Genomic DNA, 19,586 nt, shown 5'->3' with positions numbered 1-19,586 from the left:
ATCTAGCAATATTTTTATGGTATGTCCAAATTTACACAGACATATTACCTGATTAGTCCAGTTTGCTATGGAACAGATCAATTGTTCTTTTCCATGACAGTTGAGCAGCAGTTGCATTATATCTGGTAGCTGAGGTATCATTGTTGAAAGCGTGATTCACGCCTTCATAGATAAAGATTTTGTAATCAATATGATTGCTTTTCAGGGCTTCTTCATAGGCAGGTATACCTGCATTGATCCGCTCATCCAGTCCTCCATAATGAAGCATTACGCTGGCTTTTATTTTAGGTACATCTTCTGCGGCAGGTTGTGACCCATAATAGGCCACAGCGGCACCTAAATCCGGATAATTTACAGCAAGCTTATTAGCCATTGCGCCGCCCCAGCAAAAACCAATACAGCCTGTTTTACTATTTCCATCCTTGCGATTCTTTAGATAATTCAGACTAAGGATATAATTCTGCAGATTGTTGGCAGGATCCAGTTTTCCGATCAGCTCCCTGCCTTTATCCTCATCAGCAGGTGTTCCACCAAAAGGAGAAAGGGCATCTACACCCAGTGCGATAAAACCTTCAGCAGCAACTCTTTTTGTTACCTCAATGATATGCTGGTTTAAACCTCTGTTTTCATGGATGACCAAAACAGTGCCTAGAATTTTTTTATTTTTTGGTCTTGCCAAAATGGCCTTCATCTCAATCCCTGCCCCTGGGTAGGTCACATTTTCAATGATCAGCTGATCTTCATTAGTCGCCGCCGCCGAGACATAATTATTCTCGAGCAGTGGCAAAACTGTCATTGCCAAAGCACTGCTGCCGGTAATGATAGCCAGCTTTTTCATGAAGTCTTTTCTGCTGATCTGACTGTGGGTATACTCGTCGTATAAATTAATAATCTTCTGGTCCATAGTGATTTTTTTAGGTTTAACTCAATATAAGAATAACTTTATCGTTTACCGTAGGAATAGCTTAATGTAAACATCTTCCCATGCACGGAAAACGATAAATTGAGTATCAATTACATCTTTATTTCTACAATGTCAGGATGATTCCTTAACTTTCCAAACAATAGTAGAATTGACACGAGGCTGAACAATGCCGAGAACTATTAAATTAATTAGAATTGAATGTCGTCGAAACGCAGAGATGATAAACTTATTAAAAAAGTTACAAATACTGATTTTCTCTATGAAGAAGCGTCTTGTGGGTTCATTACCTTTCATCCTGATGGAACCATCCTTAAGTTAAATAAAACACTAAGCAACTGGATCGGTAAATCTGCTGATGAGATTTATGGATTGAAATTTGAATCCCTGTTAAGCAGATCTGCTACCTTGTATTTCCAGATGGTTATTTATCCGCTATTAAATTATCAGGATGCTGTGAACGATGTTAAAATAGGTTTTAATGCCGGTTATGGTAATTTTGAGGCCTTATTTAATGCCATCGCCTATAAGAATAAGGAAGGTAAGGTGGTCGCCGTTAATGCTGTAGTTCTAAATAACAGGGAAGGGCAAAAACATCAGACGGCGTTATTATCTTCAAAACAAAAAGCCGATGAAGAAAAATACAAGTTCGAGTTTTTGTCTGACGCTATTCCCGGATTTGTGTGGACGGCCTTACCCGATGGACAGATCAACTTCATTAATAAAAGAATAAGAAGATATTTTAATATAGGTGACGCATCAAGCTATTCCATTTTTTCCGGCGTAGCAGAAGAAGATAGAGAAACTGCATTGCGGGCCTGGGCCAGATCAATGGAAACGGGTAGAAACTTCGATAAAGAAGTCAGGCTCCAGACGGAGGGAAAAGATCCGGAATGGTTCCTGCTGCGTGCCGAACCTTATTACAATGAAAACGAGCAGATTAAACTATGGATAGGTTCCGCTATCAGTATCCATAAGAAGAAAATGCTCCAGCTGGCAAATTATTCTTCACTTGCAGAGAGTCTTACACATGCGCAACAGACCCTGGATCAGAACAAAAAAATGTTTTTAAACATTGCCATGGATCAGTCGCACATGATCAGAAAGCCCCTTGCAAACATATTAGGTTTGATTGAGTTACTGAATGATAATCCTACGCCCGAAGAAAATCCTGTTTTATTGAAGTTACTGCTTCAGTCTTCCGAAGAATTGGATACACTCATTAAAAAGGTAGTAAACTATACGCAGAATTAACCTGCTTATCTCCTTCACCAATACCTTGCCCGTCAAACGCTAAACCCTGCCCCGAACTTCTTTCAGTTTCATGGTCATCTGCTTAGCTTCCTTTTCAATCCATTTGTCATAATCTTCAATAGCAGACAGTCTTAAATCGTCGTTAATGTATCCTTCCTCCACCATCTGTTTTGAGGCTGCAACCTTCGACCATATCCCTATCCGCTGCAGGAAATTAGCATTGTCCCTGGTATACCTCTCGTTTGACTCATACACTTCGATAGATTGAAAACCGGTTTCGGCAAAATACTCTTCCAGATCATCTGCAATACGATTATTCATTCCTGCATCCGCTCTCCATTTAAGAAAAGTCTGATAAAATAACTGCATGCTTTTTGGGGGCTCGGGAATCCATTCCAGCTCTTCGTGATTATAATCAAGTATGGACAGTTGTCCCCCTGGTTTTAAGAACGACTTCAGTTTGATTAATGCTTCTTTCGGATTACTGAGCCATTGCAGCGTGCGTGCTGAGACAATCAAATCAAACTTTTGAGCAGGCTGATAGCTAAACAGGTCCGAAAAAATGAGTTCAAGATTGGCTGTCTCACCATAACTTTCCCTGCCGCTGACAATAAACTTTTCAGTATTATCGATGCCGGTCACACTACCATCGGGACCAACTAAATGTGCAATATCCCTGGAAATTGCGCCTGTTCCACAGCCTGCATCGAGCACGTGTAAACCCTTCTTCAGCAGTGGGATCACCGTAGGATAATCTGTTGCTAAACTCCTGTTATCGAAAATCTTGTTTGTCGTCTGGTGGTCCCGGTCAATATTCTTGTTCATATGCTGATTTTGGCTATGTACTGCTCATCGAATGCTAAAATGCTGCTGCAATATATGTTTATATTGCAAAGAAAAATCATTAAATTCATTGTGAAATAAAAAGGCTTTCCAATGAAATACAGATCTGTCAGTGCTATTGCATTCCTCTTTGTGATTTCCGGCTGTGCCAGCCTCAGCAGAGATCAGGTAAAGAGTGTAAATGTTTATTCACAACTTCTTAAAGAATATACCGCATATCCCGGTACGGCAATAACGGAGCTGGTGGATCTGGAATATGAAGCAACATTATTAAATAGCGGAACTTTTGCCGATCGATTGGCGAATCAGCAATTATGGTCGGCCTATGATTCCAAAAAAAGCCAGCTCGCAGCTGCTGCAGATGTCGACTTATCCATACAAATATTAGGGGATTATGCCGATGCATTGGTTAAGCTATCGTCGAAAGATTTAAGGGACAGCATCGGAACGTCGTCACTTCGACTGGGTACAAACATTGATTCATCTATCGCACAGTACAATTCCAGTCCGAAAACGGTCAAAAAGATACCAATAGGCATAGGTTCATTAGTTGGAGAAGGAATTACTTTTTTAGGTACACATTATACCAGAAATGAACAGGCCCGGAAGTTAAAACAATATGTTAAAGAAGGAAATGTTCTTATTCCCATAGTAACCGATGCCATTGCACTTGGTATGAAAGAACTTATTATGGGTAACGGGATAACCAACCTGAAAGAAAAGATCAGGATCAATCAAACCAATTTATTGCAAAACATACCTGCTGAAGCTTATAAAGCTTATTATGCAAACGAGTACAATAGGGGTGTAGCTGCGTTAATTGTAAGGACTGATAAACTGGAGGTACTGACGGGAGAGGTAATCGATGCTGTTAACAACATAAAAAAAGCACATCAGCAATTGACGGATAACCTGACTGAAAAAAAGAAATTAATGAATGTCCTTTCTGATACGCAGGCTTTATTTATATCAGTCAGGAATTTAAATCAGGCATATCGTCAAATAAAAAAATAGTAGACCTGCTCGGATAATTATGGAAAATCTAGGAAAAAATACCAGAGCTTATGTATTGGATGCACTGGATTCGGTCAATCAGTTGAGAACTTTTCAGACCGTTAACCATCCCGAACGGGAAGAACTTGACCTGATCGCTATCCGGCTCGAAGTTTTGTCTTCCGAATTACTGAAAGATGATATTAAGCGCGTTGCAGAAAATATACAATCTACACTACCGGATTTAATCGCTTTAAATGAACGTTTATTAAAGACCTACGCAAAGCTAAAATCCATCTCCGGGAAAATCGCCAGGGCTGCAGAAGTTGCCGGTGTTTTTGTGGAGATTGTTAGTAAGGCCGCAGCTGCGGGAATAATCTAGATCAGGGCACAAATACCGTTTGCCACATTCGTTAAAATCACCAAGTAACTAACTTTGAGCGTTGTACCGATTTAGTTAACAACACCTGTTAATAACCCGCATTTATCCACATTGAAAACTAAAATATTGAGTTAAGTTGTTGTATTTCATTACGTTTATGGATGGGTATAAGTTTATATTTTATTGTTGGTAATTTTCTTGATCTTCGCAATCCCAAAAAGGCAGAGCGTTTTTTTTAACACGAATAACATTAAAATATATATGCAGAATACTTGTACTACAGTGTGGAATAACTCACTTCAAACGATTAAAGCTAACATCCCGAATCAAAGTTACAAGACTTGGTTTGAACCGATCTCAGCATTAAAACTGGAAGGAAATGTTTTAACAGTACAGGTGCCCAGTCTATTTTTTTACGAATGGTTAGAAGAACATTATGTTGGACTTTTACGTAAAACTGTTAAGCAGGAATTAGGAGATGAAGGCCGTTTAGAATACAACATAGTTGTGGATAAATCTTCAAACAGCGGTTCGCCTTATACAACCAGCATGCCTTCAAACGGAAATGTTGCGGCTGCTAAAACACAGTCAATGCCTACGCCGGCAGCGATCAGTAAAGACCTTAGAAATCCTTTCGTAATTCCGGGATTAAAGAAATTAAATGTCGATCCGCAATTAAACTCTAATTATACTTTAGAGAATTACGTGGAGGGCGACTGTAACCGTCTGGCGCGCTCTGCGGGCTTTGCTGTTGCGGCTAAACCAGGAGCAACATCATTTAATCCATTAATGATTTATGGTGCGGTAGGATTGGGTAAAACGCATTTGGCACAGGCGATCGGTAATGAGATCAAACGTACACATCCTGATAAATTAGTGATCTTTGTTTCCTGCGAAAAATTCTGTCAGCAGTTTGTTGAATCACTGAAAAACAATACTATCAATGACTTTGTAAACTTCTACCAGGCAATGGATGTTATCATTATGGATGATGTGCACAATTTTGCAGGTAAAGAAAAAACACAAGATATTTTCTTCCATATTTTCAATCATCTGCACCAGTCGGGCAAACAGATTATCATCACTTCAGATAAAGCACCTAAAGACCTTTCTGGTTTGGAAGAACGTCTGTTGAGTCGTTTTAAATGGGGATTATCAGCAGATCTTCAGATTCCTGAATTAGAAACGAGAATTGCGATCCTGAAAAAGAAAATGTATGCTGACGGTATTGAATTACCTGCAGAAGTGGTTGAATACGTTGCGCATAATATTGATAATAATATCCGTGAGCTTGAAGGCGCAATGGTTTCCTTACTGGCACAATCTACATTGAATAAAAAAGATATCGATCTCGCTCTGGCGAAATCAATGCTTAAGAATTTTATCAAAAACACCACTAAAGAAATCTCTATGGAATATATTCAGAAGCTGGTTTGTGAGTATTTTGATGTTGCAGTTGACCTGGTTAAGTCGCCCACACGTAAACGTGAAGTAGTACAGGCCAGACAAATTTGCATGTACCTTTCAAAAAGTCTTACAAAGTCATCTTTAAAAAGTATCGGTGCTTTTTACGGAGGTCGTGACCATTCTACAGTAATCTATGCTTGCCAGACTGTAGAAGATCTGATTGATACCGATAAAAAGTTCAAAACTTACGTGACTGATATCCAGAAAAAATTAAAAATGAGCTAATCATTTTAAACCTTTTATTCAAAAGATGCATCCATACGGGTGCATTTTTTTTGTCCTTAAATTTGGTTGCGTCAGGAAAAAACGGACATAAAAAAACTCCTGCCGGATGAGGCAGGAGTTCTTGCAATTATAAAATGAGTTAATTAGCTTATCTTAACATTGATTGCGTTCAAGCCTTTTTTACCTTGCTCGACGTCGTAGCTTACTGAATCATTCTCACGAATGTTATCTAATAAACCTGAAGAATGAACAAAAATTTCGGCGTCACCATTAGCTGGTACGATAAATCCAAAACCTTTTGTCTCATTGAAAAATTTTACTGTTCCTTGTTGCATTATATTATATTTTAATAAAGCACGAATGTACAGTTAATTTTTTCTAATCCAAGAAAGTCAGATCAAAGTCAGGAAATATGACATTATCTTGTTTATCGCAAATAGACTGGCCCTTCTGCCTACAACATCTCTATACATCCTAAATAATCTGAATTCGATGCACTTTTTCTGTCAGGAGACAGAAAGAACATCCAGCAATAGAGTATATCGCCTGGATCGGCACTTACTGATATCTGAGCTGATAAGTCTTCCCTTCTTACATCACCATAATTTCCGGTGCGCAAATTTTGTGTACTGTTGTAAATCACAAAATGAACTTCATCATGACCAATAACTGTCATTTTTGTTGTTTTAGGCACGTCCCATTTTACATTCAGCGCTCTTTCAGGAGAGAGGGTCAGTTTTGTTGCCCATGCTGATTCCCTTTTCCCTGCACTGAATATCAGTGCCGGATAATAGAGATTATAGATGCCATCACCACCGATCGCTGTATTAATATTACGACTTACAGCCTTATTTCGGGCTGTGGTACGTTTATCCCCGCCTGCAAATCCGACCTCTATTATGTCTTTAAATTGCTTTAGGAGAGGAGACAGGATCCTCATTCTTTCAGTCTGCGGCTGATAACCGCTAGCAAAATGAAACAGGTCACTGTATCCCTGATCAAATTTCTCAGGTTTTGGTAATGGAATTTCTCCTTCCTCCAATACTTCCAAACGAGTAGGTTGATTTTCTATAGCCTTCAAATGTGCATTAAGCTTCATTTCTTTTATGTCTGTGGCAGACTTGATGATCACCTGTCCCAAATAAACGCTGTTTGACGCATTCATACGGTCATCAGCAACAAAGGCTATATAAGTTTCTATCACTGTATCCTGATCAAATGCTGGTATTTCCAGGGTCTCCTTTTCTGCAGTCCTGCGTGCGCCACTTGGAAGGATAATTGATTTTTTACTTTGCGGGAAGTAGGCCAGAAGCATCACCTGATCAGATTTATCTGCACCTTCCGCCTTCAGATCAGCTTTCCATTGGAATTCCAACTGGTTCTCTACTACCTTTACCACTGGGTCTTTAGGACCAGGAATTGGTCCCTGGGCTACAATCAGTTTGGTGAAATCTGTTTCCTGATTCGGATAGACACCTTTTACAGCCACTTCTTTATTAATAGATATAGAATGGTTGGTTGGTCCCTGTTTACCCGGGGCTGCGACTGATTGGAAACCAAACTTTAGAAACTCCTGTATTGCCGTTGATAGACTGGAAATAAGGCTCATCCGTTGGTGATTGGCCAACTGCAGGGGCGTTTTTTCTCCACGCACATCTCCAATAGAGCGTATGACGTTGACGCCGTTCAACATATAACCTATCGTATTTCCCACCCTTCCTATGAAAGGTCCCGTGATGCCGTATGGAACTTTTGCCATTGTTATATTGATTAAATGATCTGTATGAGGGACTTGCCCGGTTTGTTCCATACCAAGATACTAACAAACAAATACTTAAGCAATATATTGAACAAAATAAAAACAAATTTTTCACTTATATGTGTAGTTGTTATTTATGGCTTGGTAAACCTTTAACCTCTACAATCCTCTATCAACCTTCAGGCAAACCCTAAGCGAACCTCGAGATATATTGTTTTTAATTTGTTCCATATTTGTGCGTTTTTTGCCTTAAACCCCTATCGTCTACGTATCTGTTAGGGCGGCATATATGTTGCTGGTTATTTATTTATACCAGATTTTTATCAATAAAACCGTGTACATATCAAAAATTAGTAAATTTGCTCATTAGCTGCTTAAAATATTTAACGTCTCTGGCAGATAAACGCGGAAATGACGAACCGGATAAATAAATGGATTTACAACGAGATATAGTTTTAGGAATATATATAAGCGGTTCGCATATTACATCTGCTTTGGTTGATACAGTCAGCAATGAGATCTTAGACAAGACTTATTACCGTACCAAGATTAATTCCTGGGGGAGTCGTGATCATATCATTACTTCCTGGTGTGATGCCATAAAAAAAACAGCCGGAGCTGCGGATCTGGGTAAGATCAATATTGGTATCGCTATGCCCGGACAGTTTGATTATGAGAACGGGGTATGTTATATCCGTGGGAATAAAAAATATGACGCACTATATGGTATCAATATCAAAGAGCTGCTGGCTCAGGAATTAAAAACTTCTCCGGATCGTATTCGTATGTTAAATGATGCCGCTGCTTTTTTACAAGGGGAACTACGCGCAGGTGTTGTAAAAAACGCTGTTAAGGCTATTGCATTAACGCTGGGTACTGGTCTTGGTTCGGCAGTTTACAGTGGTGGAACGGTAAGAGACGCAGAACTTTGGGATTCACCCTTTCTGGACAGTAAAGCGGAAAATTACATTTCTACAAAATGGTTTATGGGGCGCTATTTTGAGTCCACCGGTATGAACGTCGTCAACATCAAAGCCTTAAATAACCTGTATTCACAGTCAGCCACAGTGAAATTAATTTTTAAAGATTTTACGACTAACCTTGGAATACTCATCAGGCAGTTTGTAGAGATGGAGCAGCCCGAATTAATTATTCTGGGTGGTGATATCACCATAGCATCGTCAAAATTCTTACCCGATTTAAAGAAAAACCTTCAGCTGGAAGGTATCGATATCCCTATTCATGTTTCTTCTATGGGCGATCGGGCGCTGATTTTCGGTGCCAGCAGTAGCTGGATTGTTAAATAGTTGTTTGTCTCAAAAAACATTGGCCTTTAAAATATGTTAATACATTGATTTATATATTTTAATTTATGACACCATTTAACGTTACAATAAGGAATAAGGAGTTTACAATCACTCCCATGGAAGACGGCAGTTATGTATTATTCTCCGGAGATCATAGATACGGGCGATTATACAAAGATAAGCAGAACAGTGAAAAAGGATGGGTGTCAGACGAGGAGGTTGATCAATACCTGCTTGAACTGATCATTGGTGTAATTGAACAGCGCAGGATGCTCGATATTTCCTGATCTAATGAAGATAATAATGCCTGATCTTGTTTAACTGGTCATCCAGCTCATATATAATTGGGATGCCTGTCGGTAACTCAAGGTCGGTCACTTCTTCATCTGACAGCTGATCAAGATATTTTATCAATGCCCTCAAACTGTTTCCATGCGCAGCAATGATTACCTTTTGATTGGCCAGTAAAGCCGGAACAATAGCTTTATTCCAGTAAGGCAGTACTCTCAATATGGTTTCCGACAAGTTTTCGGTTAAAGGTAATTCCGTCTGTGTAAGATCCTTATACCTTGGGTCGTGTCCCGGGTATCTTTCATCTGCTATAGTGATCGCTGGCGGATGTTCATCCGGATTTCTCCTCCATTTATGCACCTGCTCTGCACCAAATTTGGCAGTAGTTTCACTTTTCTTTAGCCCCTGAAGCGCACCGTAGAAGCGCTCATTCAGATGCCAGGATTTATATTCAGGAATCCATAGATGATCCAGTTCTTCTAATACAATATGTAACGTTTTGATAGCCCTTTGTAATACTGACGTAAATGCGATATCAAAATTGTATCCATTTTTCTTTAAAATTTTGCCGGCTTGTTTTGCTTGTAAGTGTCCTGTTTCAGAAAGATCTACATCCGTCCATCCTGTGAAACGATCTTCCTGGTTCCATATACTTTGTCCGTGGCGTATCAATACAAGTTTAATCATGTTTCGTGCTTTAATCAATTCAATATAGAGCTATTAAATTATAAGCTATTAATTTCTTTATTTTTTTACCTTTGCCAAGCTTTTGGTTTCCGGTTTTACATCCGGAATTAAAAGGGAATACAGTGTAAATCTGTAACTGTCCCGCAGCTGTAAGCTCCATAACGGTTTTTTATTCATTTGCCACTGTACTGTTTAATCAGTATGGGAAGGCCGGAAAACCGGGAGTAAGTCAGAAGACCTGCCCTTGGCATTATTTCATAGCTTTCGCGGACTGAAGCTAGGAGTGAGGTACTTTCTTGCGCGCTGTATTTTCATTTCCTGTCCTTATCTGTGGGCTGTGGTTTTTTAATCACATTCTAAAAAATAATAAAAAGATGAGAAAAATCTACTTAAAATGTAGTAAATCGCTGGTAGTGACTTTTACAGGTCTGTCTTTACTACTGGCTTCCTGTAAAAAAGACAATTCCTTTAGGGGTTCAACTGAGATTACCGGAACAAAAGGTATTTACGTGCTTTGTGAGGGCAGCTGGGGCGGCAATAATAGTGCAATCACTTATCATGATGTAGCTTCAAATACAACTATCAAAGATTACTTTCAGCAGGTTAACGGTAGGCCTCTTGGTGAAACCGCCAATGATCTGCAAGTTTATGGCAGTAAAATGTACTGTGTTGTTTCCGGCACACAAAATAAGGCGCAGTCATATGTGATTGTAATGGATCTTGCCACTGGAAAGTCTTTAAAATCTATCCCCTTCAATACTGCCAATGATGGTTATATCCCAAGATATATTACCTTTTATAAAAACAAGGCTTACGTTTCCAGATATGACGGTGTCATCAGCCGTATTGATACCGCAAGTTTAAGTGTGGATAAGGAACTGCAATTAATGAATGGAACAAAAAAGGCTGGTGGACTGGAAGGTCTGGCCGTTGCGAATGGAAAACTTTATGTAACCAATTCCAACCACTCCTTCTATCCGGATGGATTAAAGGATAAAGTAACGGTGATTGACCTGGAAACTTTCACTAAGAAAACGGATATTGCTGTCGGGTTTAACCCAGTTAAGGTTGCCGCGGCAGAAAATGGTGATTTGCTGGTGGTTTCCTGGGGAAATTATGACGATATCGATCCGCAGCTGACCAGAATCAATAGCAATACAGATGCCGTAAATGGTACATATCCTTACAATGCTGGTCCCTTAGCTATTGTGAACAATAAAGCATACCTGGTTCTCGACTGGAATGCTACGCTAAAAACATTTGATATGGTTACAGCGGCTTTAAGTAATAATTTCATCACTGATAATACTCCTTTCAATGCAATGTATGGAGTGAATGTTAATCATTACGACGGCACTGTGTTGATTACCGATGCAGATTACAGCAATCCTTCTAATGGTCAGGCACATGTATTTGGCACTGATGGCAAGAAGAAATATAGTTTTCCTACTGCAGGTTCGCCTAATCATGCGGTTTTTACGTACAGCTATAACTAATCAGCAGTTGAAATTATAGATAACAAATCCCCGGTAGAACTAAACACGGCTCTGATCTGCCGGGGATTAATTGACTACAACTGCATCAGTTGCTCCACCATTTTTAGTACTCCGGTAGTTGCCGGCTCCTGGATTTTAATGACGTTATTTCCACCTCTTATATAAGGTATATCCAGATCGATAATATACCTCGTCACATTTTCAGGAACAAAATCGGTTAAACCCGCCGCTGGATAAACCACCAGTTTAGTGCCAATAACCGCAAATATATCTGCTTCTGCGCAGCGTGCTGCAGCAGCTTCCAGCATAGGTACAGGTTCTCCAAACCAGACCACATGTGGTCTCAAAGGACTGCCATATGCACAAACTTCGTCCATTTTTATTTCCCAGCCATTAATAGGGTAGGTTAGGGTTGCGTCTAAACTGGATTGGGAACGGGTGATTATGCCATGTAAATGCATGACAGACTTGCTGCCAGCTCTTTCATGGAGGTCATCTATATTCTGAGTGATGATTTGCACATCATATTTTTCCTGCAGCTGTGCCAGCGCATAATGTGCAGCGTTGGGCTCGGCAGCAATAACTGATTTCCTGCGTTCATTATAAAATGTCTGAACTAAATCAGGATTTTTGATCCAGCCATCAATCGTGGCTACATCCTCGATACTGTAATTTTCCCATAAGCCATCTTCATCCCTGAATGTCTTTAATCCGCTTTCTGCACTAATGCCTGCGCCTGTTAATATTACGATCTTCTGCATAAGTTAAAATTAACAAGATATTCACCGTTAAAAAAAGCTTTATTTAATTTATTTTGCCATACTTCTAAATCGCCTGACTGGTCATATTATTGAATGAAATGAATGTTGTCTTCCACAAAATATAAATTGATATTTATAAAAAAAAATGGCTGATTGTTCATCATTAATACGTTCTATGAAACCGGCAATAAAAAAATATTTATCAAATAATCTGGCTTTATGTGGTCAGCTCCATCCTCTTGCTATGGATACATTTATTCTCAATGGCATGGTGATTAGTGAATTAAAATGTATTAACTATCACAATTATATGATGTATTTGCATGCCAAGAGGTTAGTCATACGCTGAAACCTTTTTATCTTTGAAATTCGTGCTGAATTAACTGATTTTGCGATTTAAATTCAATTCCTGTGAGAGGAGTTCAGGCGGAGATATTTCAGGATAACACGATTTTTATATAATTTAGTTTATAATTATTATAAATAAGCAGATTTTATAGCATAAATTTGTTTGCGCTTATATCAGGTAAAATACGATTTTTGCTAATTAAATGGACGTTCATAAACTATTTAACATTTAATATGTTTTAAAAATATGATTTGTATCATTTGATTTCGCAAATTACAATCGGAATTTCGAAGAATATTCGCCAAACTATTAATATGACAGCAACTAGTATATGTTTTTCAGAGTTTATTAAGGACTTTGAGAAAACTTTAAAACAACTATTCCACGAAACGGCAGACATTGATCAACTGAGTTTAGAACGGGGATTGCCGCCTGCAATGATGAAAGAAATTTTATCGAAAAAACCTTTATCCGTCGCCATTCCGGAAGAATATGGAGGAAGAGGAAGTATAGTAAAAGAATGCATGGCTATACTTGCTGCAGCATCTTACGAATCGCTTTCGCTTTCATTAACCTTCGGAATTAACATCGCCCTTTTTCTTGAACCAATCGCGAAATATGCAGATAATTCAATAAAAAAGGGAATTTTTGACCGCTTTCTGGAACATCAGAATATGGGCGGACTGATGATCACCGAACCGGATTATGGAAGTGATGCGTTGAATATGCGCACCATCAATAAAGCGCTGGAAAATGATTATCAGCTAAAAGGTACCAAGCATTGGCAGGGACTCACGGGTTTAGCCGATTATTGGATTATTGCTTCAAGGAAGGAAAACGATAATGGCGAATTAGGCAGGGATATCGATTTCTTTGTGGCCGACAATAGTATTCCCCAGCAGGAAGTGATCGTGGAAGAATTATTTGATAACCTCGGATTATATATGATTCCTTACGGTTTGAATAAACTTGATCTGATAGTTCCTGCAGAAAATAAGCTTCAGCCGGAAACTACCGGTATTAAAATGATGCTTGATATTTTGCACCGTAGCAGGATGCAGTTTCCCGGAATGGGAATGGGCTTTATCAAAAGGATGCTTGATGAGGCGCTGACTCACTGTAAAAACCGTACAGTAGGTACAGGAAATCTATTGGAGATTGATCAGGTACAGTACCAGATTTCACGCATACAATCTGCTTACACTATTTGTTCCGCGATGTGTGCCAGAAGTTCTAAGATAAGTGGTATTGAGCATAATCTTGCTGTAGAGGGGCTTGAAGCGAATGTGATCAAGGCAGTGGTGACGGATTTAATGCAGGAATCTGCTCAGTTACTCGTTCAGTTATCCGGGGCTAACGGATACCGGATCAGCCATATTGGTGGTCGCGGTATAGTAGATAGCAGGCCTTTCCAGATTTTTGAAGGGTCGAATGAGATGTTGTATGCACAGATCGCTGATATCATTACCAGAATGATGAAGAAGCAAAAGGAGGGGCACCTGTTTACCTTCCTCAAGGAATTCCCGCTAACAGCAGGGGTGAGCGAACTCTTCAAAAGTGAACTCAGTTTCACTATCAACGGCTCTTTGTCTCAGCGTAAAATGATAGATCTTGGGAAGATTATCGGCAGAATTACCTGTGTGGGTTATGTGCTTGATCTTCAAAATAAAGGATTCAGAAGTGATTTAGCTGAAAACTGTGTGGTTACTGTTAAACAAGAGGTTGCTGCGCTGCTAGCTTCTTTCAATGCAGATAACACTGTAAGAGCTATAGAAGAATATACAGCAAACAGTTCATGGCTGAACTTTGTATAATCTCAATTATTAAATAAGTAATATCAAAAAAAAGTCCTGCCCGTTTTTCTAACGGTGCAGGACTTTATGCGTATATACCGGTTTAGTAGCCCGGATTTTGTGGTGTGAGGTTTGGATTATTCCTCATCTCTGCTGTAGGCAACGGAAAGAGTAGGTTTTTATCCGCTAACACGATAGTAGGGTTATCAGGAAATTTATGACCTGTGAAATTCTCAAAGCTGTTGGTAGTTTCGTTATATGCTTTTCTCAGGCGCACCATGTCGAACCAGGTGATTCCTTCATAACATAGCTCATGCCAGCGTTCTCTCCATACTGCTTCTTCAAAGGCAGTCTGACTCAATCCGGATAGTGGCGCGATTTGAGCACGGCGTCTGATTGCGTTTAATGCGTCATATGCCTGGGTATTCGCCGCACCATCTGCCCGATTCTGCGCTTCTGCGTAAGTCAGCAAAACATCTGCATAACGTATCTGCGGATAGTTGATGTCCGGCTGCGTATTGCCCTTCACCCCAAGGGTACCGTTGGCAGCAACATCAAAAAATTTGAAGATATATGGTGCATTTAATTGTTTCAGGGCTCCATTGCCACCAGTATAATAGGAAGTATAAAAAAATCCTTCCCTGTCTTTCGCTCTTAAATCTCCAGGCTCGTAAGACTGATAAAACTGGTTTGTTGGTACTGTACTTCCAATTTCGTCACTGTAAGCAGAAACATCTTTGAAGTTAGGTAACAGAATCTGCTGCATCGGGTTTCCGGCAATAGTGGCTAAATATTGAATTTGAAAAATATGCTCACCCTTGTTTTCTGTACCCGGACTATGCAGCTCTCCATAGGTCTGGAATAAGGTGAAACCACCATCCCTGATTACTTCCAGTGCTTTGTCGCTCGCCAGTTTATAATATGCAGCACCTTTATTTAATGGCTGTCCTGCCATGGTCAGGTATACCTTTGCCAGTAATGCTTTGGCCGCACCTTTACTCGCACGTCCGCTGGCATCACTCCAGGGTAATCCTGCTTCTTCGGCAGCAGTCAGGTCGGCGACGATCAGATTATAGACCTCTTCGGCAGAAGATCTTTTAGGTCTGAAATCTTCCGAAGTAGCACTCTGCGGTTTTGTAATCAGCGGAACATCTCCGAACAATCTTACCAGGTAAAAATAAGCCCAGGCACGCAGGAATTTTGCTTCGCCGAGAATCTGTTTTTTTCTGGTTTCATCCATGGGATTAATTCCCGGTACTTTTTCCAGGACAAGGTTAGTGTTGGCAATTTCTTTATAAAGACCGTTCCACCAATTTCTGACCAGTAAATTATCCCCGTTGTAAGACAATCCAAGCAGGTTGTTCAAATCCGAGTTCTGACCCGTTTCGGTTTTTGCAGTGCCGGTAACCATCTCCAGCATGGAATAATTGATTGCGAAAATACCTGCGCCACCACCAATAAAACGAGTATCGCTGTAGGCTGCCGCAATAGCAGCTTCCGCGTGTTCAGGTAGCGTATAATAGGTATCAGGAGTTAAATTTGAAGGGTCCTGTTCGTCCAGGAATTTTTTACATCCTCCTGCCAGGATAATCAGTGCTGTAAAGACGATCCAGCTACTATGTTTTATATATTGATTCATGATGTTATAAATTAATTATACATTAGAGACTGATGTTCAGGCCAAGCATATAAGTTGTTGGCTTGGGATAATCAAAAAATGTCTGACCCTGAGCAAATGCATTTGAATAGGTGCTTACTTCAGGATCATTTCCCCTGTATTTGGTCGCTAAAAAGAAATTTTGCACGCTGGTATAAATTCTAAGCCTGCTCAATTTCATTTTTTCTGCAACGGCAGTAGGGAAGGTATAACCCAGTAATAAGTTTTTACCACGGATAAATGAACCATCCTGAATCCACCTGGTGTCTACATTCGTTACATAACCCGCTCTTGTATCACGAATTGCCGCAATATCAGTGTTTTGATTTTGTGGTGTCCACGCGTTCAGCACTGTAGCATAACTATTGGCTATTCCCTGACGGTCTTCACCAGAGTGTGTACTCATGTCCAGTACATCATTTCCGTAAGAATACTGTAGCTCCAGCAATAACTCAAAGTTTTTATATTTAAAGTTATTTGTAAATGCTCCCCAGCCTTTTGGACTGCCGTTACCAATAATTGAGCGGTCAGTATCATTGATCTGATAATCACCGTTCATATCAAGATACTTTACATCACCCGGCAGGAGTGGTTTGCCACCACGGTAGGTATATTTTGCCGCTTCCGCGCGTTCGCTTTCACTCCATGTGCCTAATCTGGTTAATCCCCAGAATGACCCTACCGGTTCGCCTACCCGGATGATACCGGTCTCATTTGTGAAACCAGGATTTCCCACACCAAAAATATCAGCTCCGCCTTCATTTAAGGAAAGAATTTTGTTTTTGTTCATGGAAATATTGAAAGTGGTAGTCCAGCTGAAATCCTTACCTGCGAAATTGTTGGTAGTGATGGCAAACTCCAGACCCTTGTTTTCCAAACTACCGATGTTCTTGGTAATGAATTCGTAACCGCTGGATCTCGGTACAGCAGAGTCCAGCAACAGGTCTGTAGTTTTACGATAATACAGGTCTGCTTCAATATTCACTCTGTTTTTAAATAAACCCAGTTCAATACCGATATCAGATTGTGCTGTTCGTTCCCATTTCAGATCTGGATTGGCCAAACGATTTATTCCTACACCGATCACCCTGGTATCGCCAATAATCGCATTATAGGGTGTAGTGCCAAATGATGTGCCTATCAATCCCAAGGATTTATAAGGGTCAATTTCTGAGTTACCTGTAACACCATAACTGGCACGCACTTTTAAATTAGAGATAGTTTCACTTTCTTTCAGGAAATCTTCTTCTGAAGCTTTCCAGGCCAGCGCTGCAGAAGGAAAGAAGGAGAACTTATGGTTGTCACCAAATTTCGATGAACCGTCCGCACGACCTGTAGCAGTAAATAGATATTTTTCTTTGAAAGTATAATTTATACGGCCAAAATAGGAATTCAGGGCATAATCAGATCCTCGCGACGTTCCCGGATTGGGTTTGCCAGCCGCACCCAAATTATTGTTCTGGAAATAGTCTGTTGAGAAATTTTCTCCACTAGCGGTAAATCCAAAGATATTGGTTTTTTGCCATGATAATCCTAAAACAGCATTGATGGTATGATCTTCAGCTAGTTTTTTATCATAGGTAAAGTAGTTCTCGAACAGCCAGTAGGTCTCCCTATTGTTATCTATAGTTGCCGTACCTTTCTGGTCAAAGGCAATTCCATACAAGCTACGACCATTGTACTCATTACGGCCACGGGTCACGATGTTTGCACCCAATACACTGCGCATATCCAGTCCCGGTGCTAGTTTTATATTTGAGTATACGTTTCCTAATACATTTTGTGTTTGTAAGATATATTTACGATCAGTAAGAATATGAACAGGATTTGATCCGCCTTCTGCGCCAGGATAGTTTTGATTATCTGCCCAGGTGCCGTCACCGTATTTTACAGGCAGGAACGGAAAACTTTCCGTGATCATACGGACAGCATTTAATCCGCCGGTACCGATATCTACCAGATTTTCCTCCTGATTGGTATAACTCAGACTTCCTCCAACTTTAATCCATTTTTTAATCTGGCTATCCATTACAAATCTGCCGGAGTAACGTTTCAAATAAGAATTCTTTAATAAACCATTATCATCCCTGTAGTTCAGGAATATCCCATAGGTGCTTTCGGAATTCCCACCTGTAAATCCGAGTTGATGATTTTGAGAAAGTTTGTTCTGCGTGGATTCTTTAAACCAGTCTGTATCGTAAAGCGGGTTACCACTAGAGTCAAACAGGTTGGGTAAAGTAAGTCTTTTAATTCTTGGGTCTACGTATTTTCCCTCGCCCCATCCTACGGGATCATAAGTCTGTGCATTTGCATAAGCAAGGTTTTCTGTATTGATGTATTCCTGGGCATTCAGCATTTTAACCCTGTTCGGGCCTATAGTTGGTACGCTGAAATCTGCATCGTAGGTAATTCTGCCGCCTTGTGATGTTCCTTTTTTGGTAGTGACCAGAATTACGCCGTTAGCACCTCTGGCTCCGTAAATAGCAATAGAAGAAGCGTCTTTTAATACTTCAACAGAGGCAATATCTCCCGGGTTAAGGTAATCAATGGGATTGCTATTCTGCACCTGTGATCCTACAGGGAGGATTACTCCATCTACTACATAAAGTGGATTGTTCGAACTGTTGATGGAACTGAAACCACGGATACGTATATTCGTTTGTCCCCCTGGTCGCCCTGAATTGGTATTTACCTGCACACCAGCTATCCTGCCAGAGAGTGCCTGGTTTAATGAAGCTGCGGGCCTTTCCTGCAATTGTTCCTGTTTTACTGAACCAACCGATCCCGTCAGGTCAGATTTTCTCCGGGTACCATAACCGATTACTACTACATCTTCCAGATCCACACCTGATGCCAGGGCTAACCTGATTGTTAAAGGTGCGTTACCAGATCCCGCTGCGCGGGTGAGGGTAGTGTAACCGATATAAGTGAAGGTGAGTTGTTCTGTGGCATTGTCAACTTCGATTGTAAATCGGCCACTGGCGTCGGTCACTGCTGATTTTCCGGTTTTCAGGGATTTAACTCCGGCACCTGGTATGGGCTGTGATTTCTCGTCGACCACTATACCTGTGATTCTTAATTGTTGTTGCTGTTGAATAATGATGCCAGGCGACGTTTCGCTGATCATTAAATTATTCATTCCTGTGGCATGGGTCTGAATACTCCATAAAAAGAGCATGGGAAGCCCAGCTGAGACAAAATGTTTCATTTTCATAAGTTTTAAATTTGGTTTGTGATTGTTTTTAGGGTGGGAGGGCGACGAGCCTCAGGAATTCCTGTCAGATAATAGATGTTTAGCCTCTTTTAGTTAATAAAACGTTTTAGTATTAATAAAAATAATCAATCTTCCTTGCCTTCAAAGAAAATAATGCTATTTTTTTCAATACTTAACCAAATTTAA

Annotated in this window: 16 protein-coding genes and 1 riboswitch; of the genes, 8 read left to right on the top strand and 8 right to left on the bottom strand. The window is 40.1% G+C overall.

Annotated features, from left to right (window positions below):
* Positions 1-52: 52 nt before the first annotated feature.
* Positions 53-904, bottom strand: a complete 852-nt coding sequence (locus OQX62_RS14905) for a dienelactone hydrolase family protein (protein ID WP_265832363.1) — start codon at positions 902-904, stop codon at positions 53-55.
* Between the two features lie 219 nt (positions 905-1,123).
* On the opposite strand from OQX62_RS14905, the gene OQX62_RS14900 reads away from it, so the two are divergent.
* Positions 1,124-2,176 (top strand): histidine kinase dimerization/phospho-acceptor domain-containing protein, encoded by a 1,053-nt coding sequence (locus tag OQX62_RS14900; protein ID WP_265832362.1) that lies wholly within the window; start codon positions 1,124-1,126, stop codon positions 2,174-2,176.
* A 39-nt stretch (positions 2,177-2,215) separates the two neighbouring features.
* On the opposite strand, the gene OQX62_RS14895 is transcribed toward OQX62_RS14900, so the two are convergent.
* Entirely contained in the window at positions 2,216-3,001 is a 786-nt protein-coding gene (locus tag OQX62_RS14895) for a methyltransferase domain-containing protein (RefSeq protein WP_265832360.1), read from the bottom strand.
* 111 nt (positions 3,002-3,112) lie between these two features.
* Between OQX62_RS14895 and OQX62_RS14890 the strand changes: the two genes are divergently transcribed.
* The 3 genes from OQX62_RS14890 to dnaA all read left to right on the top strand — a co-directional run bounded on the left by OQX62_RS14890 (position 3,113) and on the right by dnaA (position 6,086).
* Positions 3,113-4,033, top strand: coding sequence for a hypothetical protein (locus OQX62_RS14890; RefSeq protein ID WP_265832359.1), 921 nt, complete (start codon positions 3,113-3,115; stop codon positions 4,031-4,033).
* Positions 4,034-4,052: 19 nt separating this feature from the next.
* Positions 4,053-4,394: a hypothetical protein gene (locus tag OQX62_RS14885; RefSeq protein ID WP_265832358.1), complete on the top strand. Its 342-nt coding sequence runs from the start codon at positions 4,053-4,055 to the stop codon at positions 4,392-4,394.
* Between the two features lie 261 nt (positions 4,395-4,655).
* Positions 4,656-6,086 carry a chromosomal replication initiator protein DnaA gene (dnaA, locus tag OQX62_RS14880; RefSeq protein ID WP_265832357.1) on the top strand — a complete coding sequence of 477 codons (1,431 nt, stop codon included), beginning with the start codon at positions 4,656-4,658 and terminating at the stop codon, positions 6,084-6,086.
* A gap of 143 nt (positions 6,087-6,229) precedes the next feature.
* Here dnaA and OQX62_RS14875 read toward each other — a convergent pair whose 3' ends face one another.
* Positions 6,230-6,421: a cold-shock protein gene (locus OQX62_RS14875; protein ID WP_265832356.1), complete on the bottom strand. Its 192-nt coding sequence runs from the start codon at positions 6,419-6,421 to the stop codon at positions 6,230-6,232.
* Between the two features lie 119 nt (positions 6,422-6,540).
* Positions 6,541-7,845: a DUF6266 family protein gene (locus tag OQX62_RS14870; RefSeq protein WP_265832354.1), complete on the bottom strand. Its 1,305-nt coding sequence runs from the start codon at positions 7,843-7,845 to the stop codon at positions 6,541-6,543.
* Positions 7,846-8,276: 431 nt separating this feature from the next.
* On the opposite strand from OQX62_RS14870, the gene OQX62_RS14865 reads away from it, so the two are divergent.
* Both OQX62_RS14865 and OQX62_RS14860 read left to right on the top strand, forming a co-directional pair.
* On the top strand, positions 8,277-9,152 hold the full coding sequence (locus OQX62_RS14865) for an ROK family protein (RefSeq protein ID WP_265832352.1): 876 nt from the start codon (positions 8,277-8,279) through the stop codon (positions 9,150-9,152).
* A gap of 65 nt (positions 9,153-9,217) precedes the next feature.
* Positions 9,218-9,439 (top strand): hypothetical protein, encoded by a 222-nt coding sequence (locus tag OQX62_RS14860; RefSeq protein WP_265832351.1) that lies wholly within the window; start codon positions 9,218-9,220, stop codon positions 9,437-9,439.
* Position 9,440: 1 nt separating this feature from the next.
* Here the strand turns inward: OQX62_RS14860 and gpmA are convergent, their stop codons facing one another.
* On the bottom strand, positions 9,441-10,130 hold the full coding sequence (gene gpmA / locus OQX62_RS14855) for a 2,3-diphosphoglycerate-dependent phosphoglycerate mutase (RefSeq protein ID WP_265832350.1): 690 nt from the start codon (positions 10,128-10,130) through the stop codon (positions 9,441-9,443).
* Positions 10,131-10,196: 66 nt separating this feature from the next.
* Positions 10,197-10,391, top strand: a riboswitch (cobalamin riboswitch).
* Between the two features lie 113 nt (positions 10,392-10,504).
* On the opposite strand from gpmA, the gene OQX62_RS14850 reads away from it, so the two are divergent.
* On the top strand, positions 10,505-11,626 hold the full coding sequence (locus OQX62_RS14850; RefSeq protein WP_265832348.1) for a YncE family protein: 1,122 nt from the start codon (positions 10,505-10,507) through the stop codon (positions 11,624-11,626).
* Between the two features lie 74 nt (positions 11,627-11,700).
* Here OQX62_RS14850 and OQX62_RS14845 read toward each other — a convergent pair whose 3' ends face one another.
* Positions 11,701-12,387, bottom strand: a complete 687-nt coding sequence (locus OQX62_RS14845) for an SIR2 family NAD-dependent protein deacylase (protein ID WP_265832347.1) — start codon at positions 12,385-12,387, stop codon at positions 11,701-11,703.
* Between the two features lie 663 nt (positions 12,388-13,050).
* On the opposite strand from OQX62_RS14845, the gene OQX62_RS14840 reads away from it, so the two are divergent.
* Positions 13,051-14,550 carry an acyl-CoA dehydrogenase family protein gene (locus OQX62_RS14840; protein WP_265832346.1) on the top strand — a complete coding sequence of 500 codons (1,500 nt, stop codon included), beginning with the start codon at positions 13,051-13,053 and terminating at the stop codon, positions 14,548-14,550.
* Positions 14,551-14,632: 82 nt separating this feature from the next.
* On the opposite strand, the gene OQX62_RS14835 is transcribed toward OQX62_RS14840, so the two are convergent.
* Together OQX62_RS14835 and OQX62_RS14830 are read right to left on the bottom strand one after the other, a co-directional pair.
* On the bottom strand, positions 14,633-16,168 hold the full coding sequence (locus tag OQX62_RS14835; RefSeq protein ID WP_265832345.1) for a RagB/SusD family nutrient uptake outer membrane protein: 1,536 nt from the start codon (positions 16,166-16,168) through the stop codon (positions 14,633-14,635).
* A 22-nt stretch (positions 16,169-16,190) separates the two neighbouring features.
* Positions 16,191-19,394 carry a SusC/RagA family TonB-linked outer membrane protein gene (locus OQX62_RS14830; protein ID WP_265832344.1) on the bottom strand — a complete coding sequence of 1,068 codons (3,204 nt, stop codon included), beginning with the start codon at positions 19,392-19,394 and terminating at the stop codon, positions 16,191-16,193.
* Between the last annotated feature and the right edge of the window lie 192 nt (positions 19,395-19,586).

Origin of the sequence: Pedobacter sp. MR2016-24 (assembly GCF_026239655.1) — a bacterium.
GTDB lineage: Bacteria > Bacteroidota > Bacteroidia > Sphingobacteriales > Sphingobacteriaceae > Pedobacter.
The sequence above is the reverse complement of the archived record's forward strand: the minus strand, read 5'-3'. Positions and strand labels throughout refer to the sequence as shown.

Coding starts and splice junctions, on each gene's coding strand:
- OQX62_RS14830 (WP_265832344.1), bottom strand. CDS start 19,394: ATGAAACATTTTGTCTCAGCTGGGCTTCCCATGCTCTTTTTATGGAGT.
- dnaA (WP_265832357.1), top strand. CDS start 4,656: ATGCAGAATACTTGTACTACAGTGTGGAATAACTCACTTCAAACGATT.
- OQX62_RS14900 (WP_265832362.1), top strand. CDS start 1,124: ATGTCGTCGAAACGCAGAGATGATAAACTTATTAAAAAAGTTACAAAT.
- OQX62_RS14885 (WP_265832358.1), top strand. CDS start 4,053: ATGGAAAATCTAGGAAAAAATACCAGAGCTTATGTATTGGATGCACTG.
- OQX62_RS14895 (WP_265832360.1), bottom strand. CDS start 3,001: ATGAACAAGAATATTGACCGGGACCACCAGACGACAAACAAGATTTTC.
- OQX62_RS14835 (WP_265832345.1), bottom strand. CDS start 16,168: ATGAATCAATATATAAAACATAGTAGCTGGATCGTCTTTACAGCACTG.
- OQX62_RS14905 (WP_265832363.1), bottom strand. CDS start 904: ATGGACCAGAAGATTATTAATTTATACGACGAGTATACCCACAGTCAG.
- OQX62_RS14840 (WP_265832346.1), top strand. CDS start 13,051: ATGACAGCAACTAGTATATGTTTTTCAGAGTTTATTAAGGACTTTGAG.
- OQX62_RS14875 (WP_265832356.1), bottom strand. CDS start 6,421: ATGCAACAAGGAACAGTAAAATTTTTCAATGAGACAAAAGGTTTTGGA.
- OQX62_RS14870 (WP_265832354.1), bottom strand. CDS start 7,845: ATGGCAAAAGTTCCATACGGCATCACGGGACCTTTCATAGGAAGGGTG.
- OQX62_RS14890 (WP_265832359.1), top strand. CDS start 3,113: ATGAAATACAGATCTGTCAGTGCTATTGCATTCCTCTTTGTGATTTCC.
- gpmA (WP_265832350.1), bottom strand. CDS start 10,130: ATGATTAAACTTGTATTGATACGCCACGGACAAAGTATATGGAACCAG.
- OQX62_RS14860 (WP_265832351.1), top strand. CDS start 9,218: ATGACACCATTTAACGTTACAATAAGGAATAAGGAGTTTACAATCACT.
- OQX62_RS14865 (WP_265832352.1), top strand. CDS start 8,277: ATGGATTTACAACGAGATATAGTTTTAGGAATATATATAAGCGGTTCG.
- OQX62_RS14845 (WP_265832347.1), bottom strand. CDS start 12,387: ATGCAGAAGATCGTAATATTAACAGGCGCAGGCATTAGTGCAGAAAGC.
- OQX62_RS14850 (WP_265832348.1), top strand. CDS start 10,505: ATGAGAAAAATCTACTTAAAATGTAGTAAATCGCTGGTAGTGACTTTT.